The 21,627-nt window shown below is 68.6% G+C and carries 21 protein-coding genes and 1 pseudogene; 8 read left to right on the top strand and 14 right to left on the bottom strand.

Features of this window, described 5'->3' with window-relative positions:
• Positions 1 to 130 precede the first annotated feature (130 nt).
• Together ABZ622_RS21980 and ABZ622_RS21975 are read left to right on the top strand one after the other, a co-directional pair.
• Positions 131 to 631 carry a hypothetical protein gene (locus ABZ622_RS21980; RefSeq protein ID WP_360545592.1) on the top strand — a complete coding sequence of 167 codons (501 nt, stop codon included), beginning with the start codon at positions 131 to 133 and terminating at the stop codon, positions 629 to 631.
• 121 nt (positions 632 to 752) lie between these two features.
• Positions 753 to 1,208, top strand: coding sequence for a transposase family protein (locus ABZ622_RS21975; protein WP_360545590.1), 456 nt, complete (start codon positions 753 to 755; stop codon positions 1,206 to 1,208).
• On the opposite strand, the gene ABZ622_RS21970 is transcribed toward ABZ622_RS21975, so the two are convergent.
• The 7 genes from ABZ622_RS21970 to ABZ622_RS21940 form a co-directional block, all read right to left on the bottom strand.
• Entirely contained in the window at positions 1,174 to 1,365 is a 192-nt protein-coding gene (locus tag ABZ622_RS21970) for a hypothetical protein (RefSeq protein WP_360545588.1), read from the bottom strand. The genes ABZ622_RS21975 and ABZ622_RS21970 overlap by 35 nt on opposite strands.
• Before the next feature lie 449 nt (positions 1,366 to 1,814).
• Positions 1,815 to 2,696, bottom strand: a complete 882-nt coding sequence (locus ABZ622_RS21965; protein WP_360545586.1) for an urease accessory protein UreD — start codon at positions 2,694 to 2,696, stop codon at positions 1,815 to 1,817.
• The gene (gene ureG, locus ABZ622_RS21960; RefSeq protein ID WP_360545708.1) at positions 2,693 to 3,439 is read right to left on the bottom strand and encodes an urease accessory protein UreG; all 747 of its coding nucleotides are present in this window, start codon (positions 3,437 to 3,439) and stop codon (positions 2,693 to 2,695) included. Before ureG ends, ABZ622_RS21965 begins: the two co-directional genes overlap by 4 nt.
• Positions 3,440 to 3,464: 25 nt before the next feature.
• Entirely contained in the window at positions 3,465 to 4,028 is a 564-nt protein-coding gene (locus ABZ622_RS21955) for an urease accessory UreF family protein (protein ID WP_360545706.1), read from the bottom strand.
• 98 nt (positions 4,029 to 4,126) lie between these two features.
• Entirely contained in the window at positions 4,127 to 6,025 is a 1,899-nt protein-coding gene (ureC, locus tag ABZ622_RS21950) for an urease subunit alpha (protein WP_360545584.1), read from the bottom strand.
• Between the two features lie 32 nt (positions 6,026 to 6,057).
• On the bottom strand, positions 6,058 to 6,585 hold the full coding sequence (locus ABZ622_RS21945; RefSeq protein ID WP_360545582.1) for an urease subunit beta: 528 nt from the start codon (positions 6,583 to 6,585) through the stop codon (positions 6,058 to 6,060).
• 97 nt (positions 6,586 to 6,682) lie between these two features.
• Positions 6,683 to 7,033 (bottom strand): urease subunit gamma, encoded by a 351-nt coding sequence (locus tag ABZ622_RS21940; RefSeq protein ID WP_266920409.1) that lies wholly within the window; start codon positions 7,031 to 7,033, stop codon positions 6,683 to 6,685.
• 1,987 nt (positions 7,034 to 9,020) lie between these two features.
• Here ABZ622_RS21940 and ABZ622_RS21935 point away from each other — a divergent pair.
• Positions 9,021 to 9,482, top strand: a complete 462-nt coding sequence (locus ABZ622_RS21935) for a hypothetical protein (protein WP_360545580.1) — start codon at positions 9,021 to 9,023, stop codon at positions 9,480 to 9,482.
• 205 nt (positions 9,483 to 9,687) lie between these two features.
• Here ABZ622_RS21935 and ABZ622_RS21930 read toward each other — a convergent pair whose 3' ends face one another.
• The gene (locus tag ABZ622_RS21930; protein ID WP_360545578.1) at positions 9,688 to 10,701 is read right to left on the bottom strand and encodes an alpha/beta hydrolase; all 1,014 of its coding nucleotides are present in this window, start codon (positions 10,699 to 10,701) and stop codon (positions 9,688 to 9,690) included.
• A gap of 96 nt (positions 10,702 to 10,797) precedes the next feature.
• Here ABZ622_RS21930 and ABZ622_RS21925 point away from each other — a divergent pair, with 96 nt between their 5' ends.
• On the top strand, positions 10,798 to 11,178 hold the full coding sequence (locus tag ABZ622_RS21925) for a MerR family transcriptional regulator (RefSeq protein ID WP_360545576.1): 381 nt from the start codon (positions 10,798 to 10,800) through the stop codon (positions 11,176 to 11,178).
• A 62-nt stretch (positions 11,179 to 11,240) separates the two neighbouring features.
• Positions 11,241 to 12,503 carry an MFS transporter gene (locus ABZ622_RS21920; protein WP_360545574.1) on the top strand — a complete coding sequence of 421 codons (1,263 nt, stop codon included), beginning with the start codon at positions 11,241 to 11,243 and terminating at the stop codon, positions 12,501 to 12,503.
• Positions 12,504 to 13,085: 582 nt separating this feature from the next.
• Here the strand turns inward: ABZ622_RS21920 and ABZ622_RS21915 are convergent.
• The gene (locus ABZ622_RS21915; RefSeq protein WP_360545572.1) at positions 13,086 to 13,751 is read right to left on the bottom strand and encodes a DUF4232 domain-containing protein; all 666 of its coding nucleotides are present in this window, start codon (positions 13,749 to 13,751) and stop codon (positions 13,086 to 13,088) included.
• Between the two features lie 345 nt (positions 13,752 to 14,096).
• Positions 14,097 to 14,344, bottom strand: a pseudogene (locus ABZ622_RS21910) (hypothetical protein); the annotation flags it as partial.
• Positions 14,345 to 14,640: 296 nt separating this feature from the next.
• Between ABZ622_RS21910 and ABZ622_RS21905 the strand changes: the two are divergent.
• Together ABZ622_RS21905 and ABZ622_RS21900 are read left to right on the top strand one after the other, a co-directional pair.
• Positions 14,641 to 14,904 carry a hypothetical protein gene (locus ABZ622_RS21905; RefSeq protein WP_360545570.1) on the top strand — a complete coding sequence of 88 codons (264 nt, stop codon included), beginning with the start codon at positions 14,641 to 14,643 and terminating at the stop codon, positions 14,902 to 14,904.
• A 92-nt stretch (positions 14,905 to 14,996) separates the two neighbouring features.
• The gene (locus tag ABZ622_RS21900; RefSeq protein WP_360545568.1) at positions 14,997 to 16,142 is read left to right on the top strand and encodes a hypothetical protein; all 1,146 of its coding nucleotides are present in this window, start codon (positions 14,997 to 14,999) and stop codon (positions 16,140 to 16,142) included.
• A 193-nt stretch (positions 16,143 to 16,335) separates the two neighbouring features.
• On the opposite strand, the gene ABZ622_RS21895 is transcribed toward ABZ622_RS21900, so the two are convergent.
• Positions 16,336 to 17,100 carry a GNAT family N-acetyltransferase gene (locus ABZ622_RS21895; protein ID WP_360545566.1) on the bottom strand — a complete coding sequence of 255 codons (765 nt, stop codon included), beginning with the start codon at positions 17,098 to 17,100 and terminating at the stop codon, positions 16,336 to 16,338.
• Between the two features lie 22 nt (positions 17,101 to 17,122).
• Positions 17,123 to 17,968 carry a class I SAM-dependent methyltransferase gene (locus tag ABZ622_RS21890; RefSeq protein WP_360545564.1) on the bottom strand — a complete coding sequence of 282 codons (846 nt, stop codon included), beginning with the start codon at positions 17,966 to 17,968 and terminating at the stop codon, positions 17,123 to 17,125.
• A 171-nt stretch (positions 17,969 to 18,139) separates the two neighbouring features.
• Here ABZ622_RS21890 and ABZ622_RS21885 point away from each other — a divergent pair, with 171 nt between their 5' ends.
• A complete protein-coding gene (locus ABZ622_RS21885; protein WP_360545562.1) occupies positions 18,140 to 19,618 on the top strand; it encodes a N,N-dimethylformamidase beta subunit family domain-containing protein in 1,479 nt (492 codons plus the stop codon).
• Here the strand turns inward: ABZ622_RS21885 and ABZ622_RS21880 are convergent.
• Positions 19,566 to 20,336 carry an HAD family hydrolase gene (locus ABZ622_RS21880; protein ID WP_360545560.1) on the bottom strand — a complete coding sequence of 257 codons (771 nt, stop codon included), beginning with the start codon at positions 20,334 to 20,336 and terminating at the stop codon, positions 19,566 to 19,568. The genes ABZ622_RS21885 and ABZ622_RS21880 overlap by 53 nt on opposite strands.
• A 2-nt stretch (positions 20,337 to 20,338) precedes the next feature.
• Positions 20,339 to 21,502, bottom strand: coding sequence for a serine/threonine protein kinase (locus ABZ622_RS21875; RefSeq protein ID WP_360545558.1), 1,164 nt, complete (start codon positions 21,500 to 21,502; stop codon positions 20,339 to 20,341).
• Positions 21,503 to 21,627: the final 125 nt, after the last annotated feature.

Raw genomic sequence — 21,627 nt, 5'->3', positions numbered from 1 at the left:
GGCTCCATCACCGTCCGCTGTCCGCCCGTGAGATCTCCCCGTGCTATGAACCGTGATCATTCATCGCTCAAGATCCGCTTTTGATACGCGACCTGGTGCCGCCGTCACGGGATGGCCCAAACTGGCCCGCATGGATTGGTTGCCGCTGCTCTCCACCCTGGCCGGGGCCGCAATCGGCATCGTCGCCACTCTCATCGCCGATCGAAATCGGTGGAAGCGCGAGGACGTCAAAGAAGCCCTTCGGCTACGGCTCGACATCTACACGCAGTACTCCACCACCGTGAAAGCCCTCGGTGAGACCCTGCGGGCCCTGGCTGAACAAGAGCACCCCTCCGACGACGAACGGGCGCTCGCGCTGCGCGAAGCCTTTCGGGATTCAGGCATAGGTGTCGCATCAGAACGGATGTGGCTCATCGCGCCCCAACCCGTCGTCCAGGCCTCCAACAGCGTGTTCCACTGCCTGCGACGCATCCGCGACGGCTACATCGACGGCGCTGCTGTCAGCAGTCCAGAGGATCGCGCCCACTGGGAGGCACGCGGCAAAGCAGCCGCCAAGATGCGCAAGCTCATGCGTGAAGATCTGGGCGTTGGCCCACTCACCGAACGCCACAACCCCTTTCTCAACGACTAACGAGCTCGGGCATGGTTGGCGGTGACGATGGCTCTGCCGGCTCGTTGGGCTGTTCGTGGTGGGGATGCAGGCACGTGGGCTGATCATGTCGGAGCGTCGGGTCACGGGCCTTTCAGCGGCTGTGATTGCCGATCTGGTGGCGGAGTTGGGGCCGGTCCGGCAGGCCCGCAGAGATGCCGAGCTGCTCGACCGGCCACGTCGGCGAGCGGTCGGAGCGGGCGCGAAGTACAAGCTGGTCTTCGTCGACCGGCTCCTGGCCACACTCGTTCATCTGAGGCACGGCGTTACCCACGACGTACTGGCCTGCTGGTTTCAGGTGGACCGGTCGACGATCACCCGTGCGGTCGGCGAGATCCGACCTCTGCTCGCCGACCGCGGCTGTCGCGTCGAGGACGGTCTGCGACTCCGCACGCTTGCCGACGTGATCACGCATCCCGGCGCCACCGGCCGGACCGCGCTGATGGACGCCACCGAGACCAGGGTCCGCCGCCCGGGCGCACACCGCGGCGGACGCAGCCGGTTCATCTCCGGCAAGAGCCGCATCAACGCCATGAAAGCCCCTCGTCATCACCGATGAGCGCGGACGACCACTGTTCTGCGGCGAGGTCCGGGCCGGATCCGTCGCCGACATCACCCAAGCCCGTGACGCCGGCCCGGTCGACCTGCTCGCCGACACCACCGACCTGCAGATCCTGGCCGACGCCGGCTACCAGGGCCTCGCGGCGCAAACCCACGGCCAGGTCGTCACACGCTCGGACCGCAACAGGGGATGATCCTGGTCTGACTGGTGTGATCACGGCGTCGAAGCCGTCCTGATCGTTTCAGAATGAAGTTCGTTGCGGGTACTGGCAGTTGGGTGATGTCTCGGCAGGATCTGTTGAGTGTCTGCTGATCTTGTGCCTGATGACCTGTGGGAACGCGCGGCCCCGCTGTCGCCTGCTCATCCGCCTCGGCGGCATCGGTGCTGCGACAAGTACCGCCGCCTCCTCCGAGCCCGCGGCACCACAAGGTACTGACCGCGCCCTCTATGGGTGAACGTATCCGGAGCTGCATGCAACCAGCGGGTCGTAGTGCGTTTCCCCTTCTCGCGGGGAGTGCGTCTTGTCCAGGGCATCAGCTCACGCGAGCGCTCACGCCCGCCAGCAGGTTGGCCGGCGGGCTGGCAAGCGGGCGGCCCGAAGCGTCAGGCGGATGGGGCCAGGGACCGTCGGGCAGGCATGCCTCGCCGGTCCGCGGACGCCTCGGTGTCCGCTGCCGGGGCGCAACCGCCTTCTCCGAGGCCGGGCCCGGCTGCATGATGCAGGCGCCGTGCAGCTCGTTGGTGCCGGTAGCCTCGCATGGCATCCTCGCGCCAGTCGGCGAAGGTGGTATCGCACAGCTCGTCGCGGAACCGGCCGATTCCCATCCACCGCAGCACGGCCCCGCGCCGGTCCAGGGGAAAGTAGGTCTCCCCTGGACCGGCGCTGCCGGCGTTCGGCGCGCCGGACGGCTCGGGCGTCCACCCCAGGGCGGTGACCGTGTCCATGGAACGCAGGCTCCCGAAGATGCCCGGCAGCTGACGGGCCTGCCGTCCCAGGTCCAGGTATTCCACCTGGAGCGGCCCGGTGTCGTCGCTCGCGTCCAGGGACGTTGTCAGGTCCCCACCCATTTGTCCGGCGCGTCCCAGCACGACCTTCTCCTGCATCAGCACTTTGCCGGTGCCGTGCAGCCGGAGGTGCGTGCCACGGTGGGTGTTGATCTCGTCCGAGACCACAAACGGCTTTCCCGCCCAGGTCAGGACGGCTCCGTCGCCCACGTCGGCGTCAATCGTCCAGGACGAGGGAGCATTGCCTTCGTACGCGACCGTGCCGGTCGTCTCCACGATGTCGAGCCAGGCGCCGGGAGCGACGTTCACCTCGATGCGGACGTCGTCGCCGGACAGCAGCAGTGCACGGGTGGCGATCAGGCCCACCCTGGCTCCGTCGGCGTCCTGGTCCATGGTTCGTGCCGTCAGGTGCCCGGTCGTGTGGTGGACGTGGCTGCGGCCCTCCGCGGGCGTGACACTCAGGCGGGTCGGGCCGGTCACGCGCCCTGCCCTGTTGCTGCCCGAGCAGCTCGGTCGTGCGAGTGGGTGGTGCCATCGGCGTGGGCGTGGGCGTGCGTACCCGCGCCGTCCTGGTCGGCGTGGAAGTGCGGGGCCATGGGGCCGGGGTCGACGGGGGTGTGGTCGCCGGTGCGGTAGTGGGCGAGGGTTTCGCGGAGCCAGTCGGCCAGCATCCGGATGGATGCCTCGTCGTGCTGTGACAGTGCAACCACGGGGGCGCCTTCGCGGGCCTCACGGCCCTCGCGCGTCATGCGCTCGACGTCGACGCCCACATACTGGCCCAGGTCGGTCTTGTTGATCACGAGCAGGTCGGCGCGGGCGATGCCGGGACCGCCCTTGCGTACGACGTCACCGCCGCCGGCGACGTCCAGGACGAACAGTTGGGCGTCCACCAGAGCCGGGGAGAAGGTCGCGGTGAGGTTGTCGCCACCGGACTCGATGATGACCAGGTCCAGCGGGCCGAAGTCTGCCTCCATGTCCTCGGCGGCCAGCAGGTTGGCGGTCACGTCGTCGCGGATCGCCGTGTGCGGGCACGCGCCCGTCTCCACCGGGCGGATCCGCTCGGGGTCCAGCACGCCGGCGCTCTTGAGGAAACGTGCGTCCTCGTCGGTGTAGATGTCGTTCGTGATGACACCCAGGCGGAGCTCGTCGGACAGGGTCTGGCACAGCGTCGCGATCAGCGAGCTCTTGCCGGTTCCGACGGGGCCGGCTACGCCCAGGCGCATCGCTCGGGTGGGGGCGGTGGCGTTCTCAGGCACTGAAGAGTCTTTCTGTGGTGGTGTCGTGGGTCTCGGCCCAGCGCTCGATGAGAGGGGCGCCATGGGCAGGGATCTGTTCGGGGGTGTGCAGGTGGGCGACCTGGACGGCCATCTCGTCGATGTCCGGCAGCAGTTCGTTCACCCACGCGGTGATGAGCAGCGGGTCTTGCGGCTCAAGTTTGAGCAGGGCTGCCGTCACGGTCTGGGCGTCGTCGTACCCGACCAGGCGGGCCAGGTCGGCGGGGCCCATCCCGGCTCGGTGAGCGAGCAGGCCCAGTACGACCGGGCGCGACCAGGTGCGTGCGCGAGCATCGAGGGGGCCGGGCCAGAGCGCGTGCAGGACGCGCAGATACCCGCGCCCCAGGCGCCGTGCATTGGTCCTCAGCGCCGGGCTGGGGGTCCGGGCGGCCCAGGCGGCCTCGACCTCGGCGAGGTCGCCGCCGCCCGCTGCCACCGCACGTGCGACCACGGCGGTTCCCGCTTCCACGCGGGTGACCGTGCGGAGGCGGGAACGCAGGTAGGCGGGAACCTGGGCTGACGTTGTGCCGGCCCGCAAGGCCGGCTCCAGACCCGCGGACTGGGTGTGTCCCCCAGACGGGAGCCGGGCGTCGCCCAACAGGGCGAGCAGGAGCGAAGAAGTGCTCACAAGTAGCCTCAGAACAGCAGGTATCGCTGGGTGAGCGGCAGGCTCCGCGGCGGGTGCGGCTGGTCGAGGTACCAGAAGCCCTCAAGGTCCGGGTGCTCGGCGAGGCCGTGCCCCTGGTCCGGATCGACCCCGGGAATCTCCACCGCGATCCGGAACTTGGTCGGGTGGATATCGATCTTGAAGAGCTTGTCGTTGAAGACCATGTCCTTCTTCGTGACGCCCTTGACCGGGTTGGCGCCCTTCAGCTCGCGCCGCAGCCCGAGGGTGTCCTTCAGGGAGTTCTTGAACGCGCCCTTGCCCCTCACCGTGCTGTAGGGGTCGGTGCCGGCGGGCGGGTTGAGAACCTTGTCCGAGACGAATGAGTAGGACAGCCGGGCAGCGATCGCGGCGGCCATCGCCGGCCGCACGAAGGTGGGCTGCGGGGTGGACACCGAACCGTTGGGGTCTCCCAGGTTGCCGAGCACGATGGCTCCGCCCTTGATGACCGCCTCGGGCCGTACCGCGAAGAACCTCGGATCCCACAGCACCAGGTCGGCCAGCTTGTTCACCTTCACCGAACCGACGTACTCGTCGATCCCGTGGGCGATGGAGGGGTTGATCGTGTACTTGGCCACGTACCGCAGTGCACGGGCGTTGTCGCCCTCCCCGTGCTCGGCCCGGTAGAAGAAGTTCGCGTCGTTGAAGGTCTTGTGGCTCCACTCCTTCATGACGTGCGCGACCTGCCAGGTGCGGGTCACGACCTCGCCGATGCGGCCCATGGCCTGGGCGTCGGAGGAGGTGATGGACATCGCGCCCATGTCGTGCAGTACGTCCTCGGCGAACATGGTCGTCGAGCGGATGCGGGAGTCGGCGAACGCCTGGTCGTTCTTATTGCTGAGATCCAGGTGGTGGGCGGAGGCCAGCATGTCGATGTGCTCGGCCACGGTGTTCACCGTGTACGGCAGCGTCGGGTTCGTCGAGGCGGGCAGGACGTATGCCTCGGCAGCCACCTTCAGGATGTCGGGGGCGTGCCCGCCACCGGCGCCCTCGGCGTGGAAGACGTGAATGCCCCGCCCGTCGATGGCATCGAGGGTGGTCTCGCTGAAGCCGGCCTCGTTGAGGGAGTCAGCGTGCAGGGTGACCTGCAGGCCCCAGTCCTCCCCCGCCTTCAAGGCGGCGTCCAGAACGGCCGGAGTGGCTCCCCAGTCCTCATGGATCTTGAAACCGCCGGCCCCCGCCAGCGCCTGCTCGTCCAAGCCGTCCCTGCTCACAGTGTTGCCCTTGCCGAGCAGCATGACGTTGACCGGCAGGTCGTCGAAGCTGCGGTGCAGATTCACCAGGTGCTGCGGACCGGGGGTCACAGTGGTCGCCTTGGACCCCTCGGACGGGCCCACGCCGCCGCCGACCAGGGTGGTGGTCCCCGTGGCCAGGGCCTCCATGACAGCTGAGGGGGAAATGTAGTGCACATGGGTGTCGACGGCGCCCGCGGTGAGAATCTTGCCCTCGCCGGAGATCACGTCCGTGGAGGGACCCAGCTCCAGCCCGGGGGTGACTCCGGTCATGACGTCGCTGTTGCCGGCCTTGCCGATCGCGACGATCTTGCCGTCCTTGATGCCGACATCGGCACGCACAACGGCGTTCTTGCTGGCGCTCTCACCCGGGACAAGGTTTGCCAACTCCTGGGCGGGGGCGACGTCCAGGATGATCACGTTGGTGATGACGGTGTCCGGGGCGCCCTCCGCACTGGTGGTGGTGCCCTGCAGCATGGACTCGCGGATGGTCTTGCCGCCGCCGAAGATCGCCTCGTCGCCACCGAAGGTGAGGTCGTGGGTGACCTCGATCCAGAGGTTGGTGTCGCCCAGGCGGACCTGGTCGCCCGTGGTCGGCCCGTACGACTTTGCGTAGTTCTCGCGGGTGATGGTCGTCATTGCTTTCCTCCAGCTGGGAGTACGAGGGCCTGTCAGTCGAGGTCGACGTCGCCGGCCTGCTTGTCCTTACGCAGGCCCGGAACTCGCCGCTTCCCGCCGATCTCCACGACCTCGATCCTGCCGCTGGGAGAGGGTTCGGGGCTGAACCGCTCGGAGGCCCCCGAAGCGACATCGAGGCGGTATCCCCAGGGGGCCTGTCCCGGTGTCTTCGACCGGTCGTGCGCCAGCTGCCGGGCCGCCGCGATCTGCTGGGGCCGCGAGAGCTGAGGGTCCGTCATGACTGTCTCGGCCTGCTCGGCAGTGTCCCTGTCGGTGAAGAAGAGCAGGTCGTCGTTGACGTCGGCCAGGTGGATGTGCGAACCGACCTGGATGTCACGGTCACCGACGTTGATCACGTAGAGAACGGCCTTGGCGCTCTGAGAGTTGAGTACGTGGAACGAGTCCGGGTCCTTGACCCACACTCCTCCCACCGGGTACTCGGAAAAGTCGTAGGCCGTAGTCGGATCCAGGGCAGAGGGCTTGGGCAGGGGCTGTTCGAGCTTCTGGCCAGGATTGGGCAATCGAGGGACAGGCTGTGAGACCGGACGCCCGACCGGCTCCGGCTGTGTGGGGAAAGGCTGCGTGGTCAGCGGCTGGAAGTAGGGCATGGGTTCGTCCTCAGCGGATCGGGTTGTGGAGGGTGACGAGCTTGCGGCCGTCGGGGAAGGTCGCCTCGATCTGCAGGATGTCGAGCATCTCGGGCACGCCCTCCATGACGTCGGCACGCGTCAGGACGCTCTCTCCCTCGCCCTGGGTGTCGCCCTGCCGCTCCGGCAGGGGAATGGTGGCGTCGCTCATCATCTGGTCGACGGTGTGGCTGCCCGCCCGGGCCTCCTCGATGACCCAGCAGCTGATGTAGGCCACGGCCTCGGGGTAGTTCAGCTTGATGCCGCGTTCCTTGCGGTAGCTGGCGAGCATTCCGGCCACGCTGAGCAGCAGCTTTTCCTGCTCTGAGGGGATCAGGTGCATTTGCGCTCCTCGGTAGTGGTGGTGATGTGCCCTGGCGCCGGATGGGGCAGGGCCAGGACGGCTCCGACGGTGATCCCACCCGGCAGGAAAGGAACCAGGACTCGTCACGGGCAGGCCAGCCGCAGCCGGAACCGAAGGGGCGAGGACACGAGGCGCCTGGACCCGACCGGGCTCGATCCCGGGGAGATGCCGGTCGGGAAAGGCCTCGCGGTGCGGGTACCTGCGGCCCGCCCCGGCCGCGCACGATGAAGGCGGCACACGGTCTCGGATCATCGCTGCACCCCATGCCTGCGGTGGAGGCTCGCGCCGGCCCTGAACTGCTCGTGGCTGCCGGCGCGGCTACGGAGTACCCCGACGGTTCCGGCATCCCGCCGACGTGAACGTGCCCCAGAAGGTGGATGCCCCGGCAACTCGTCGAGCCGCGTACACATCATGCGAAGGCTTCTCCTTGTATTGGCGCATGCCGGACACGCCTCGATTCACGAGACGGCGGCCACCCGCCTGCAGCGGCCAAGCACTGCAGCACCATATAGCGAAATTTGAAATCGATTAGTAATAGCATCCGCTTATAAGTTGCATGCGCAATGGACGCGAACCTCCAGGAAGGTCGAATACCCACTTCCAGAAATGGCGAGATCATCTGCGGAATTCGAAACCTGCAAGACATCACTCACCTGCGACCGTGCACCCATCGCGACGGGTGGGCGTACGACTCGTTTCACCCGATCCAGCGGGCCCCTGAAGTCCGGGCGCGAGCCGCCACCCAATCGGGTACTCGCGAACCAAGGGGGCCTACTGACAAAACGATGACGAACCCCACCGCCAGAACGAAGCTGATCGCCGACAGAGGCCCGGTTACCCCTTATTAGGTTGTATATGTTGATATTGCAGACTCTGAGTTACATCGCCTGCGAGAAGAGGCCGGGCTCGGATCGGACGCCGCGCGCCGGGCGCGGCTCGCGGCACCGCAGACCGGGCTCGCGACCGAGATCGCAGAGGACGGCCTGCGGATGGTTCTGCCGTTCCACAGGTGAAACGCGGGACGAAATGCTGACCTCGGATGCCTACGGAACCTCGCGAAAGTCCTCGGGGCGCTTCGGGCACATGACACCTAAACGATTGGGCACCTCGCGGATCCCCGTCTTCGGAGCGGGAGTTGGCAACCTAAGGGGGCCGAGAAGCGCGAGGAAGGACAGGCCGAAAACGAAGAGGAAGGGCCGGCGGGTGAGCGGGGGCGAGTGCTCCCGCGCGGGAACTGCTGACGTTCAGCACACCGCGGGACCCCGCGTTGCTCGCGCAGTCGAGGAGAAGACCTCGGACGGTGGGTTGCGGCGCAGCGGCACGGGCGGGAGCCACTGCTGCCTGCGCAGCAGTGGCTGACGGAGAACATCCTCGACATCGAACCCGACCAGGAGGACAAACCCCCGGCACAGCGGACGCAAGACGGGATGTGGGCACTCGGCCTCCGCGCCGCACAGCGGTTCCACACCTGCGAAGGACATTTGAAGGTGCCCCCGCAAGCACATCGGACACCTGGCGGAAGCAGCGGACATGGCGGGCCGTCAGGCAAGTACTGGCGGGCTTGTGGTGGTCAAGCTCGGCGCATGGCTCGACAACGCCCACAAACGTACCGACAAGCTCACCGAACAACGCCGCGCCGGCCTCGACGCCCTTGATATGCGCTGGTGGAGGCGGCGGGGTGGGGACTGTTGGGTCCAGGGGTGGGCGGGTGCGGGCGGGGTGGATGAAGTGGTGAGGTGAGGTGATCGTGCGGCGACGAGAGGCTCCCCGCCGTCGCTGCCCGGCTCAGGCGCCTCACCGCGCCCAGCTCCGACTACACCTCTTCGTCCTGTAGGTGCCCGATTCCAATCCGGTGACTGCGCGGATGTGAAGCACCATTCGCCGACGGTGGAGTCCGGGAGTGTTCAGAGGCTCCGTCCCGCTGTACGGTCGGGCGGGTACGGCAGTCATCGACACGGGAGCCAAAATGGGACCGGACCATGTTCCTGATTGGTTCTGGAAAGTCCTGGAATCGACACGACCACGTCTGTCTGCCCTTGAATTGTGGTTGGAGTCCCAGCCGCGGGAAGTCCTTGAATCCTTCGCGCTCGCGTACGAGTCCGCGGCTGATTCGCTGGCCGACTTCTCGGAAGGCGTGAGCGTGGATGGGGACGTCTGGTGCGAAGACAGCACCGAAGATCTGTGCATGTGGGTGGTCGGGCAGGGCCGCGGACTATGGAGCTCGGTGATCGCAGGAGAAGTGCGGTTGGAAGAGGCCGCGCAGATGTATCTGAGCCGTACGCGGCTGCTACCAGACTGCGTAGTGCCGTGGGACGAGGACGTCTCGGACCCGGAGCACAGGGGCTACCAGTCCCCCGGAACCATCGTCCACGGCATCTACCGGACACGTTTCGCCGAAGAACTCCATGAACGGCTCGGGGATATTTGAGGAGAGGTGGGATTCACGGCATAGACGTCGCTCGTCTCCCGCCCGGCCGCCCGGCCGCCCGGCCGCCCGGCGTCAGCATGCTCGAAGCCGAGGCGGGGCCATGGGATGCCGGTGGACGTGGGTGTGGCCGAAGGGCCTGGGTGCGTACGTTGCGGGGCAGCCGAGCGCCCCGCAACGGAGCGCGGTTCGGCCCGTATTGGTTGGGCTATTGGGGTCCGCCCGGTGCGCGGGAGGAATGCAAGGCACGGTTCAGTGCGGTCATGCGGTAGTTGGTGATGCGGGTGCTGAGTTCGGCGTCGGGGGCGAGTAGTTCGCCGGCGTGGATTCCGCCTGGATAGACGTGGAGTTCGACGGGAACGCCGGCCTGCATGAGCCTGTTGGCATAGGCGAGGTCTTCGTCGCGGAAGAGGTCGAGGTCGCCGACGTCCAGGTACGTGGGCGGCAGTCCGCTGAGATCATCGGCCCGGGCGGGGGCGGCGTAGGGGCTGACGTGGTCGGTGCCGGCCCTGTCGCCCAGGAGGGACTGCCAGCCCTGGAGGTTGGCGGCACGGTCCCAGATGCCGATGTCGGTGATCTCATGGCTGGACGGTGTCGTGTTGCGGTCGTCGAGCATCGGGTAGGGCAGCATCTGGAAGGCCAGGTGAAGGCCTCCGCGGTCGCGGGCGAGCAGGGCGACGCCGGCGGCCAGGCCGCCACCCGCGCTGCCGCCGTAGAGGGCAAGCCTGCCGGGGTCGATGCCGAGGGCGGAGGCATTGCGGGACATCCACAGCAGTGCGGCGTAGCAGTCCTCGACGGGGGCCGGGTCGGGGTGTTCGGGCGCCAGGCGGTATTCGACGGATACGACGACCGCGCCGACCGCCTCGACAAGGGGCAGCACCTGCCGGTGGTCGGTCAGGATGCTGCCGGTGATCATGCCTCCGCCATGGATGTACAGAATGCCCGGGAGAGTGCTGCCGGTGTCCGTGCTGTCTGCGGGGCGGTAGATGCGCACGTTGACCTCCGGGCCGCCGGCCGGGCCGGGCACGGTGAGGTCTTCGTGCCGCACCCGGTCATTGGGCGGCAGCGCCGCGAGGGCCGCCCGGTTCATCTCCTCGTACAGCTCGCGTTGGCGCGGGATGTCGAAGTTGATGAGACCGCCGGGTCCGGTCAGCGCGTGCAGATTCCGCAGGCCCTGGTGGATCTGGGGGTCGATGCGGTCGGTCGTGCTCGGGTCGGACATGTGGGTGTGCCCTTTCCTGTCAGGGGCTGAGGTGCAGTAACGTAAAACCCTCACGTGAGCGTGAGGGTCAATTGGAGACGGTGTGAGGTGAGGCACATGAAGATCGGTGAGCTCTCGCGGATGACTGGCGTCAGCGTGCGCGCGCTGCGCTACTACGAGGAGGAGGGGTTGATCCGGCCCGCCCGGAGCAGCAACGGATATCGCGACTTCTGTGACGGCGCCGACGAGGTGGTGCGGCAGATCCGCGGGCTGATCGAGTGCGGGCTGCCCACCCGGATCATCCGCGACATCCTGCCGTACCTGGACGGTCCCTCGGACCTGCTGCCGCCAGTCCCCTGTGCGCAGATGCTCGACCAGGTGGCTGCCGAGCGGGAGCACCTCGACAGCCGCATCCGGTGCCTGACCCGCAATCGCGACGCCGTCGACGCCTATCTGCGGGCCGCCCGGAAGGCCGCCCGCGCGACGGCGGACGCATGAGGCCGGGGCGGTGGGGCCCGGATTTGACTCTCACGTAGACGTGAGGGTTTTAGCCTCCGGGCATGACCTCTACCACCCACTCCTCTCCTATCGCGAATCCGCCGTCCACCACCGCGAGTTGGCCTCTGACCGGGCTGCTGGTGCTCGCCGGGTCCGCGTTCGTCACCATCCTCACCGAGGCGCTGCCGGCCGGATTGCTGCCCGCGATGAGCGCCGATCTCGACGTCACCGAGGCACGTGCGGGGCTGCTGATCACCGTCTACGCACTGGCCGCGGCCCTCACCGCGATCCCGATGACCGCCTGGACCCTGATCCTGCCCCGCCGCGCCCTGCTGCTGGCGCTGCTCCTCGGCTTCGCGGCCACCAACGTGGTGACGGCCGTCTCCACCGGATTCGCCCTGACACTTGCCGCGCGGGTCGTCTCCGGGGTGTTCGCCGGCCTGCTGTGGGCCATGGTTCCGGCGTACGCCGCGCGGCTGGCCCCGCAGCGCAGCGGCAAGGCGATCGCCACCGCGCTGGCCGGCATGACGGTCGGGCTGTCGCTCGGCATCCCGGCCGGCACCATGCTCGGCGGACTCATTGGCTGGCGCGCCACCTTCGGGCTGCTCACCGTGCTGGCCGTGGCCCTGGCCGCCACCGCATGGTGGCGGCTGCCGCAACTGGCCGGCGAGGCGGCGAGCCGCGGCACGGGGCTGATGCGCACCATTCGTACGCCCGGGATCCCCGCCATCAACATCGCGTCACTCCTGATGGTCCTCGGCTTCTACGTGCTCTACACCTACATCGCACCCTTCGTGGAACAGGCAGGGCCGGGGGTCGGCACCAGCACCGTGCTGTTCCTGTTCGGCCTGGGTTCCATGGGCGGCGTCTGGATCGCCGGAGCCACCGCCGACCGCCGACTGCGCATCGCCACGATCGGCCTGCTCGCCCTGGCCGCCGGGTGCTTGGCGGTGTTCGGCGCAGCCGGGCACAGCACCGTGGCCGTGGTGCTCGGCGCAGTCTTCTGGGGCGTGACACACGGCGGCATACCGACCCTGACACAGACCGCGGGGGTCAAGGCGGCCCCGCTCGATCCCGACACCGCCAACTCCCTCTGGGTCACCGGCTGGAACATCGGCATGGCCGGCGGCTCCCTTCTCGGCGGCGCCGTCCTGGACCGCGCCGGCTCGGGGGCGCTGCCGTGGACGGCCTCCGCCCTGCTCGCCGCCTCCTTGGTGACGGCCGCGCTCGCCCGGCGTGCGGGTTTCCCGCCCCTCAGCCGCATGCACGCCCGTGACCACGCCCGCGCGCAGCGGGGCTCCGCCTGCGGTGCCACACCCGAGTGACGAAGTGGGGCCGGCCCGGCAATGAGCGAGACCAGTTCTTCGGGCGGCGTGGAGTGGCCGTTCTTCGACAATGCGCTGGCGTACGGGACGGCTCCCGCGCCCCCTGACAGGTCCGAAATCGCGGCGAGTTGCTCGGGCGGGCCGATACACCATTCTGGGATTCGCTGGTGTTCGACAGAATCGACGATGTGGAGGTCGAGCCGGTTACGGCCACGTTCGGCACGGTTGAGGTGGTGGCGAGAGGCCGCGCAACCGGGGGCCACCTGTCCGGTCTACGGTCACTTCTCGGGGCGAGTACACAACCGTTACCGGCACAGACTGAAGGGCCTTCCGCTCACTGAGCAGGGCTTCGTGATCCGACTGACGGTCCGGCGCTTCGTCTGCGGGTCGTCGCTCTGCCCGTGCCGTACGTTGGCCGAGCCGTTCTCCCGTCCGGCACCCGAGGCCGGACGGGCGGCCCGCGTTCGCGGCTGTCGCACTCACGCCGCCGTGCACAGTGGTGTCGGCCGAGGGGGATCCTCCCCCTCGGCCCGCCAGACGGCACGTTTCCCCGATTGCCTCTCCGTCCTCCGGGCGGAACCCCTACTCGGCCGTGTGCGTCGGGTAGACCTCAACATCGGTGTAGGCGCCCTTGATCTCCCCCGCCCCCGCAGGCCACTTCAGGGTCACGGTGTGGGTCTCGTTCGGAGGCGTCACCAGGATGTTGGTCGGGGACGCGAGGCTGTCGCCGCTGCTGTCGATGTCGTAGGCGAGGTTGAAGACAGCAGCGTCGCCGGGCTTCAAGGTGGTGATACGCGGCTGGGCCTGGCCGCGCTCGATGGGGTTCGAGGTGTTGTCGGCGTCCTTGATGTCGACGCCCGCGAAGCCCGTCGCCGAGCAGGTGGTCGAACCCCGGTTGATCATGGTGATGTCGATCCTGCCGGAGTTCTCGTCGGGCGCGGCGTCCGTGGCATCGATGGCCAGGTCTTCCGTCTTGCAGAACGTGACCTTGCCCGCGGTCTCCGTAGCGCCGTTCGCGGCGTCGGCGCGGGACTCGGTGTCCCCGGCGGAGCCCGACTTCGCGTTGCCGGCCTCCGAGCCGCCGGAGCCTGAGCCGCCCTCCGACTTCGATCCAGCGCCCGAGGACGAAGAGGACGAGGAGCCCTTGGAGGACGAGTCCTTCACCGAGTCGTCGTTGCCACAGGCGGTGAGCGAAAGGGTGGCAGCGACCCCGATGGCGGCGAGAGCGGTGATGCGGGTGTACTTCACGGTGATCCCCCAGAACGAGCGTGGTGCATGCGGTCGAAAGTATTTGTATCTCGCACCGAGTCACAGGCAGTCCTCCGCGACGTCTTCGTTCTGTCACAGGCGTATTGCCCTCACGGTCCGCCCTGCGCGGGCGGCCCCGTCAGATCGGCCCGTTCCGGAGCGGGCATCAGGGCGGCCCGGCGTCCGCTGTAAATCCTCGATGCGCGCGCCACACTCCGTCAGCCGCGCCTTCGGATACGCCGGCTCCACCTCCGCCAACTCCCGCTCCGCATAGGCGCGTTGTTTGGACATACGGGCGCCTGACGGTATGTCGGTGCATGGTGCGCTTGCGGCCCGGGTCGGTGCTCAGGCCGTGGCGGGCCGGCCGACAGCGCGGGTGATCTGGTCCCGGATGGCGAAGCGGATGGTCGTCTCCACCGGGTGGTCAGGGGCCGTCAGGAGGTGGCGGTGGGGCCGGAAGTGGGCCGAGATGCCGCTGAACGCGGACAGGAACTGCTGTGCAGCACCGGGCTCGTCTTCTTCATCAGTCTGCGGACGAAGCGCCGGGCGGTGGCCTTGTACCTGCGGCTCTGCACGAGGATGTCGAGCACGTTGCGGGAGAGGCCAAAACTTCATGTCGTCGCGGATTTCGTCGGCCTCCCAGCGGCTCCTCGTCAGAAGGCGCTGCAACCCGCCAGGGGTGAAGTGCCAGGCGGACTCGGCGAGTTGCCAGGAGTTCTTGCACCCCACGGGTCCGAGCAGACCTCGCACGCAGTCCTCTCTGTCGGTGTCGGCCGAACAGTCAGACTGGCCGGAATACGCCGTCACACAATGGGATGCTCTGCCGTTCACTTCTCAGAAGCAGTGCGACGGATGAGAGGCGTTCACAGTGTGGCGAACTCTGCGGTCCTTGTTGCTCGTCGTCGGGGTCGGCCTTGCGGGGCTCGCGATAGTGGCTGTGCACCGCGCTGCTCTGCCGCTCGGCTTCGTCGTCTATGCCGACGCCGTCATCGTGCTGTGCTGGCTCGTCGTCGCCGTCCTGCTGTTTCGAGAGCGCCGGGTTCCGGACGCCCCCGTGGACGACGCCGGGAACCGGCACCACCAGGCTGTGCGCTACTCCACTGACAGCGAACCGCTCGCCCGCTCCCACTGGGGCACCCGCCACCACCCCTGATCCGGCCAAAATCCCCGCGCTCCCGCCCCTGCTCGGCCACGCTCTGCGAGTATGACCGGCGACCACCCCGTCGAGGAGCCGAGGAGTGCCGTGTGACCGAGGTTCACGTGAGTTCGGCCGTCATGACCCACCCCGTGCGCCTCACCCAGGCCCAGGACATCGCCGCCCGGCTGCGGCTCGACGGTCTCGCCCTCGACCCCGATCCCGAGGGGCCGCCCTCGGCCCTGCGCACCGCCCTGGTCGCGTGGGCTGCAGTGGACCCGAAGGCCAGTCATCATCTCGTCGTTCAGGACGACGTCGACGCCCCCGCCGAGCTCATGGAGATCGTCGGGCGGGCCGCTGTCCGGTTTCCCGACGAGGCGCTGGTCTTCTATACCAACTGGCACGCCCGCAACGGCGCCGCCGTCCGGATCGCCGCGCTCGCCGGAGCCTGCTGGGTGCGGGCCGTGCCCGATGAGTTCACGCCGTCGCTCGGGGTCTGTCTGCCGTCCGGGACCGCCGCCGGCTTTCGCGAGTACGCCCGTGACAGCGCCGAACGCCACGACGACGAACTGCTCTCTGTCTTCTTCCGCGGCCGTGGCCGCATGAGTTTGCTCGCCGTACCGAACATCGTCGAGCACATCGGCACCAGCAGCATCAACGGTCATGCGGCCCAGGGCATCCGCCTCGCCGTGTGCCCCACCTCCGCCGCCGACGCCGCACCCCTGCTTTCCCGGGGCCGCGTCCTGGAGGAGCCGGGGTGGATTCCGTACATGCGGTACGGAGAGGGATACATCCGTCTGGAGGGCCAGGAACGCGGCGCCGACGGCGGGAGCGGACATCACCGGTGGCGCGAGGCTCTGCCCGCGACCGGACTCACGGAGGAGACGGTCCGGGAGGCCCGGGCCGCGCACATGCCGGACGGCCTCGCGGCGGAGGTGGCCCGGAGCTTCGGCAGGGCTTTCGCGGAGGAGCTGTGGATCCACTGCCTGTTGCTCGGACGGCAGGCCGCCCGAGCCGCCCGGCGCCTGGGCCCCTTGCCGGACGGCGTGCCCGCGGACGCGCTCGACCGTATGAGGCACTCCGCCGTCGCCACCGCCGGACCGGCCGGACTCCCGCCCGAACGCCGTCCGGAGGCGGGCCCGGACGAGGTCCGTACGATGGCCGCCTTCACGTGGACAGCGGTCCGCGCGGGCGAACGGCTCCAAGGAGTGTCCCCCGGCATCACGCCTTCACGGAGCGGGCTGTCCGGCAGATGACCAAGGCAGTGGAGAACGTTCCTGGCCCGCGGGAGCGAGGAATGCTGAAGGGCCGGTCAAAGGGGTGCGGCCGATCGTGCGGATGGAACGGCCGCGCCCCGGCGCCCGCCCGACGCGACTCTGAGGATCACCCGCCCACCCGCCACCGGCCCCGCAAGGCGTAGTGGCCCGCCGGACGGACCGACCGGACCCGTCACGAAGGATCAAGGCCCGACCCGACCCGGTGTGTGATCCACACCCCGGGCTCCCAGTACGCGCCCAGGTCCCGCGCCCGGGTGACCTGGAGCGGCGCGAGACCTCCCGGGAAGACGTACTGTCCGTCCTCCGGGAAGGCGAGGCCCGTCCAGCTCTCCCACTCGGCGACCGTTCCCGTGATCCGCGAGGACCGCTCGGACGCCGCCGCGACCGTGCCGCCGGCGCCCACCTGGGTTCGGATCCATGGGTCGAACGGGGCCCCGTCGTCCCGGGTCCAGGCCGCGTACCGCTCGATCGGCACCAGTGGGTACCGGTCCTTCCACGTGGGCCGTACCGGCACCAGGACCGTCCCGAGCCCGACTCGGCGCGCCGTGTCCGACATCGCGTCGAGCAACACCTTTGACAGGCCCCGGCCCTGGTGGTCCTCGGCCACCTCGATGCCCAGCGCACACAGGGCGCCGGGCGCGCGCCCGGCATCGCGGTCCGCGAAGGCCCTCGCGATCGAGTCGTCCAGGCCGGGGCCCAGATCGGCCGCCGTGCCGTCCCAGGCGCGGGGCAGCGAGCGGCCCGCGCCGACGATCACTTCGTGTTCGTCGTCGTACAGGACGAACTGATACTCCGGAAAGTCCTCGAACAGCCGGTTCCAGTAATCGCCGTTGATGTCACCGTGCAGGTTGTACTCGGGCACCACACCGGCGAACCGCTCGGGAATGCGGTCCCACAGTTCGGGCCGTTCCGCGTGACGTACCACTACCAGGGCCATGGAGCCCCCCTTCCAGAGAGGTCTAGGCGGGGACCTCGACGTCCCAGACGACGACGATCGGCAGGCCTTCCCAGGCGGCGCGGGCCGCGTCCGCGATGAACTCTTCGTAACCACCAGGCGCGAGCCGCCCGTTGAACAGCGGCTCGTGGCAGCCTCGCACCCGCAGCCCGGCCCGGCCGAAGGCGTCCAGGTAATGGCTCGGCAGATGCACGTGGTTGCGTACGAACGCCAGCTCTTCGGAGCCTCTCACGAAGAGACACTGGCCCTGCAGCGCGATGACAAAGGGGTGCAAGTCCGAGACCACGATCCGCCCACCCGGCCGGACCACCCGCGCCAGCTCCGCCACACCCTTGGCGAGCTCCGGAAGATGCGTCATGGCCAGCGAACAGACCGCGAGATCGACGGAGTCGTCGTCGAGCGGCAGCCGCTCCAGCCGCCCCACGCGGTACTCGGCGTCCGGGGCGTGCTCGCGGGCCTTCGCCAGCATCTGCGGCGACTGGTCCACGCCGATCGTGCGGTGGCCGCGCGCGGTCAGCGCCCGGGTCTGCCGCCCGGTACCGCAGGCGGCGTCGAGCGCCACACCCGCCGCCAGGCCGTCGAGGATCGAGTGGACGACCGGCTCCTCCACCTCAATGTACGAGCTGGGCAATGAGTCGTACACCGCCGACCAGGCCGCGTACCCCTCCGCCGCGTCGAGCTCGCTGACCGCGGCCCCACCGTCCGGCAGCTTCTCCTCGTCGAGGACGAAGCGGCGCATTTCCGCCACCCGCTCCTGGAGGAATTTCTCATCGCCGTCCATGGCATGGCGCAGCAGCGCAAGGCCCTCGATCCCCAGCACCATTTCTCGTACGCGGAATTCATCGCTCATTCGAGCCCCTCACCGATCGGCGGACGGTCCCGTGTCCCTGTCTGGTTCCGCCCTACCCGGACCGCATGACACGGAGTCGAAAACTTGCCTGCTGTGTCCAAAAAGGTGGCTCGAATGGCCGGTTCACGACACTGTTGTCGTCCGCCCGGTCAACTGCTTAGCATGTGCGCCATGATTGAAGGATATCTCGGCCGTGAAAGCGTCGTCGCCGGTGGAGAGGTGATGCTGCACATCTCCACCGACGCCCCTCGATTCCGTCTCCGCTTTTACCGGCTGGGCCAGGAGCTCGTACCCGTCGGAGAATCAGACACGCATCAAGGGGTCCTGCACGACCCGCCCGCGCATCCCGACGGAATATCCGGTCTCGCCTCGCCCGCCGACGACTGGAAATGGCCCTCGATAACCTTTCCCGTACCGGATGATTGGCAGCCGGGAATCTACCTGGCCGAATTCGTCGAATGTTCCGGACATGGTGCGGACGGGGCCGGGAAGCCGCCTCTGCTCGACGCGGAGCACCTCGAAGGGCACGCGCGGGAGTTCTTCGTCGTACGCCCCCGCGTACCCGGCGGCCACTCCCGCATCCTCTACAAGAAGTCCACCTTCACCCGACACGCCTACAACCGCTCCGACCGGCCCGGTCTGGAACGCGCCGTCAGCCTCTACGACCATCCCGTCCACCGGACCGGCGGCGACGACACCCTCCGAGGCCACAAGGTCAGCCTCCACCGCCCCGGTGGCGTCATCGACCTCGCCTACTGGGACGCGCCCTTCGTCGCCTGGCTGGAACGTCACGGCTATCCCGTCGAATACTGCACCGATCTCGATCTGCATGAGGACCCGGCGCTGCTCTCCTCGTACGATCTCCTCCTCAGCGTCGGCCACGACGAATACTGGAGCGCCGCGATGCGCACGCACGCGGAGCGATTCGTCCGCGCGGGCGGAAACATCGCCTTTCTCAGCGCCAACACCTGCTGGTGGCGTGTTCATCCGACGGATGACAACACTGCTTTCGTCTCCGACACGGATCACCACGTCGGAGACGAATACCCTCACTCACCTGCCACCGACCAGTGGTGGACGCCGGCGCCCAGCGGTGTCGGGAGCCCGGAGAACTCGCTCACCGGGGTGAGTTTCCGAAATGGGGGAATGTGGCCCGCCACCGAATGGCCCGGCGACCGCCCCCGTGCCGGATACACGGTGCAGCACACCGACCATTGGATCTACGAGGGCACCGGGCTGCGCGACGGGTCCGACGGGGGGAAGGCCGACCGGCTCGGATCGGGAACACCTCTCATCGGATATGAATGCGATGGCGCAGCTTATGTCTGCGATGAATCCGGAATCGCTCACGCCACCGGCGAGGACGGAACTCCGAGCTCCTTCCTGATTCTTGGAATTTACGTCCTGGAACCGGTGCACGAGGATTTCCACCACTTCAAGTGGGGCCACTGGAACGGCCCCGTGCGCGAAGCGGCCATCAGCAGCCCCCGCGCCGCGACCATGGGCATCCACACCGCGGGGGGCACCGTCTTCACCGCCGGAACCACCGACTGGTCCGTGGTCTGCGGACACGAACAGGACCCTGCTGTCGTCCGCGTCACCCAGAACCTCCTCGACCGCCTCCGCCACCGGACCCCGCTCCCGGGGTGAGCAGCTCTCGCAGACCGGAGATCCGTGCCGTCCGCTCCGGCAGGGGCGGCGCGACACCCTCCACCGCGCGGTCGGGACGCCACAGATGCACCGCCCGCATTCCCGCCGCCAGCGGACCGAGCACATCGGGCACCCACATGTCGCCGACGAACAGCACTCGCCCGGCCGGCAGCGAACACCGTTCCAGCAGCGCGCGGTAGATCAGCGGATGGGGCTTGCGCGCCCCGGCCCGCGCGGAGCCGACGACCACGTCCACGGCCCCGGCGAGCCCCACGGCCTCGACGCACTCCTCCAGGTTCCAGAACCAGTTGGAGCACACCCCGACGAGCAGTCCCCGCTCCCGCAGCGCCGCGAGTACCTCGGGCACGTCCGCGAAGAGCTCCAGCCGGACCGCCTTCATCGCCCGGTCGAGCTCGGCGACCACACCGTCCAGCTCGCTCTCCGGCACCCCGCAGGCACGCGCACGCCGCCGCAGTCGGTCCTGTTCCCACGCCGTGTACGCCGCCTCACCGGTGGAGTGTGCTGCGTGCTCCTCGCCCTCGCCGGGGCCCACCGACCACTGGTCCCCCCAGAGTTCCCCCTGGGCCGCCAGGTCCCGGCGCGCGAAGATCCCGCGGTGGTCCGGCGGCAGCGGCTCCACCATCCGCACCAGCGTCCCGTAGAAGTCGAGGACGACCGCGCCGACACCGTCCGGCACCATCACAGGACCGCGCTCCATTCCTAGAACCGGCCGTACCTGTGCGGGAAGTAGTCCTCCAGCGTGCCCTCCCGCTCGATGTCGACCGTCGCGCAGTGCAACCCGCCGCCGAACGGACCGACCGCCCGGAACGGCACCGGCACGATCTCGAAGCCGTACGAGGACAGCTGCTCCGCGAGCCGCACCTCGTTCTCCTCGACGCACAGTGTGTTCGCGTCGAGGTTCAGCATGTTCCCGGCGAGCCACGGACTGCAGAATGACAGCTTCGGCGGATGGTCCCAGCTCGCCGGCTGCACGGCCTCGACGATCTCCCAGTCGTTGAGCTTGAAGAACTCCATCAGCTCGGCGTCCGCGAGCCGCTCCCCGCAGTGCAGCACGAGTCCGGGCCGCAGCGGCACCCAGGTCGCGTCGATGTGCAGCGGATGGGTGTTGGTCGAGGTCACCGCGTGCACCCGGTGGTCGGGGTAGTGGCGCCGCAGCCACTCGTACCCGCTCTTGTTGGTGACGAACGACAGCTGCACGAACAGGTCCTTGCCGAACCGTGCCACGTCCGCGGCGTCGAACAGCGGCTCGGCCTCGGTGAGCACCAGGTCGTAGTCGCGGACCCGGGCCAGCTGCTCCTCGGTCGGCAGCTCGTTGTACGTGTCCCAGAACCCTGTCTTGTACGAGGCATCCGTCAGCCGCGGTTTGGGCGCGGCCTCCCAGCGCATCCGGTCGTCGGCGTCGAACAGGCTCTGCAGCACCGGCCGATAGCAGAGGTACTCGAACCAGCGGCTGCGGTACGACATGGTCGCTTCCAGGACCTCGTTGCCGACCGTGAGCAGCAGGTCCCGGGGCGGCATGCAGCCGAACATCGACTCGTGCGTCCACTCCGGCGTGCCCACCTGCCGGGTGAAGTCGATCGGAGTGGGGCGGTCCACCCTGATGCCGCGCCGCCGCAGCATGTCCGCGAAGTCGTCGAGCTGCTGCTCGGCCTCGGCCACCATGTCCGCAGGCATGGGACCGTACGTCCCCATGGGGAAGCCGTCGTCGGGGTAGTCCCGGCGCACCGCATGCTCGGGGGCCTGCACCACGGTGCCCTCGGCCCGGCCGACGATCACATGCCGCAGCGGATCCCAGCCGTTCCAGGAGTTGACTCGCACGGGGCGCGCGGAGATGTCGGGGGCGGTTGTCCTCTGCTCGGTCACGTACAAGCCCTTCGATCGGGGTCGTGGAGTGCCGCAGGCCAACCTGCGGGCACTGCCGCGTCACCGTCAAGAGCCACTCCACTACCGACCGTGCCGATCGCGTCAGCGTGGCCTGAGTACGGCCC

This window comes from Streptomyces sp. NPDC007164, from assembly GCF_040634135.1.
GTDB classification, from domain to species: domain Bacteria; phylum Actinomycetota; class Actinomycetes; order Streptomycetales; family Streptomycetaceae; genus Streptomyces; species Streptomyces sanglieri.
Note: the sequence above shows the minus strand (reverse complement) of the source record. Positions and strands in the feature narration are given on the sequence as shown.

What these genes read in the sequence shown, in the direction of transcription:
- ureG (WP_360545708.1), bottom strand. Translation starts at nt 3,439, where the DNA reads ATGCGCCTGGGCGTAGCCGGCCCCGTCGGAACCGGCAAGAGCTCGCTG.
- ABZ622_RS21930 (WP_360545578.1), bottom strand. Translation starts at nt 10,701, where the DNA reads ATGTCCGACCCGAGCACGACCGACCGCATCGACCCCCAGATCCACCAG.
- ABZ622_RS21920 (WP_360545574.1), top strand. Translation starts at nt 11,241, where the DNA reads ATGACCTCTACCACCCACTCCTCTCCTATCGCGAATCCGCCGTCCACC.
- ABZ622_RS21890 (WP_360545564.1), bottom strand. Translation starts at nt 17,968, where the DNA reads ATGAGCGATGAATTCCGCGTACGAGAAATGGTGCTGGGGATCGAGGGC.
- ABZ622_RS21885 (WP_360545562.1), top strand. Translation starts at nt 18,140, where the DNA reads ATGATTGAAGGATATCTCGGCCGTGAAAGCGTCGTCGCCGGTGGAGAG.
- ureC (WP_360545584.1), bottom strand. Translation starts at nt 6,025, where the DNA reads ATGACGACCATCACCCGCGAGAACTACGCAAAGTCGTACGGGCCGACC.
- ABZ622_RS21980 (WP_360545592.1), top strand. Translation starts at nt 131, where the DNA reads ATGGATTGGTTGCCGCTGCTCTCCACCCTGGCCGGGGCCGCAATCGGC.
- ABZ622_RS21925 (WP_360545576.1), top strand. Translation starts at nt 10,798, where the DNA reads ATGAAGATCGGTGAGCTCTCGCGGATGACTGGCGTCAGCGTGCGCGCG.
- ABZ622_RS21935 (WP_360545580.1), top strand. Translation starts at nt 9,021, where the DNA reads ATGGGACCGGACCATGTTCCTGATTGGTTCTGGAAAGTCCTGGAATCG.
- ABZ622_RS21880 (WP_360545560.1), bottom strand. Translation starts at nt 20,336, where the DNA reads ATGGAGCGCGGTCCTGTGATGGTGCCGGACGGTGTCGGCGCGGTCGTC.
- ABZ622_RS21940 (WP_266920409.1), bottom strand. Translation starts at nt 7,033, where the DNA reads ATGCACCTGATCCCCTCAGAGCAGGAAAAGCTGCTGCTCAGCGTGGCC.
- ABZ622_RS21895 (WP_360545566.1), bottom strand. Translation starts at nt 17,100, where the DNA reads ATGGCCCTGGTAGTGGTACGTCACGCGGAACGGCCCGAACTGTGGGAC.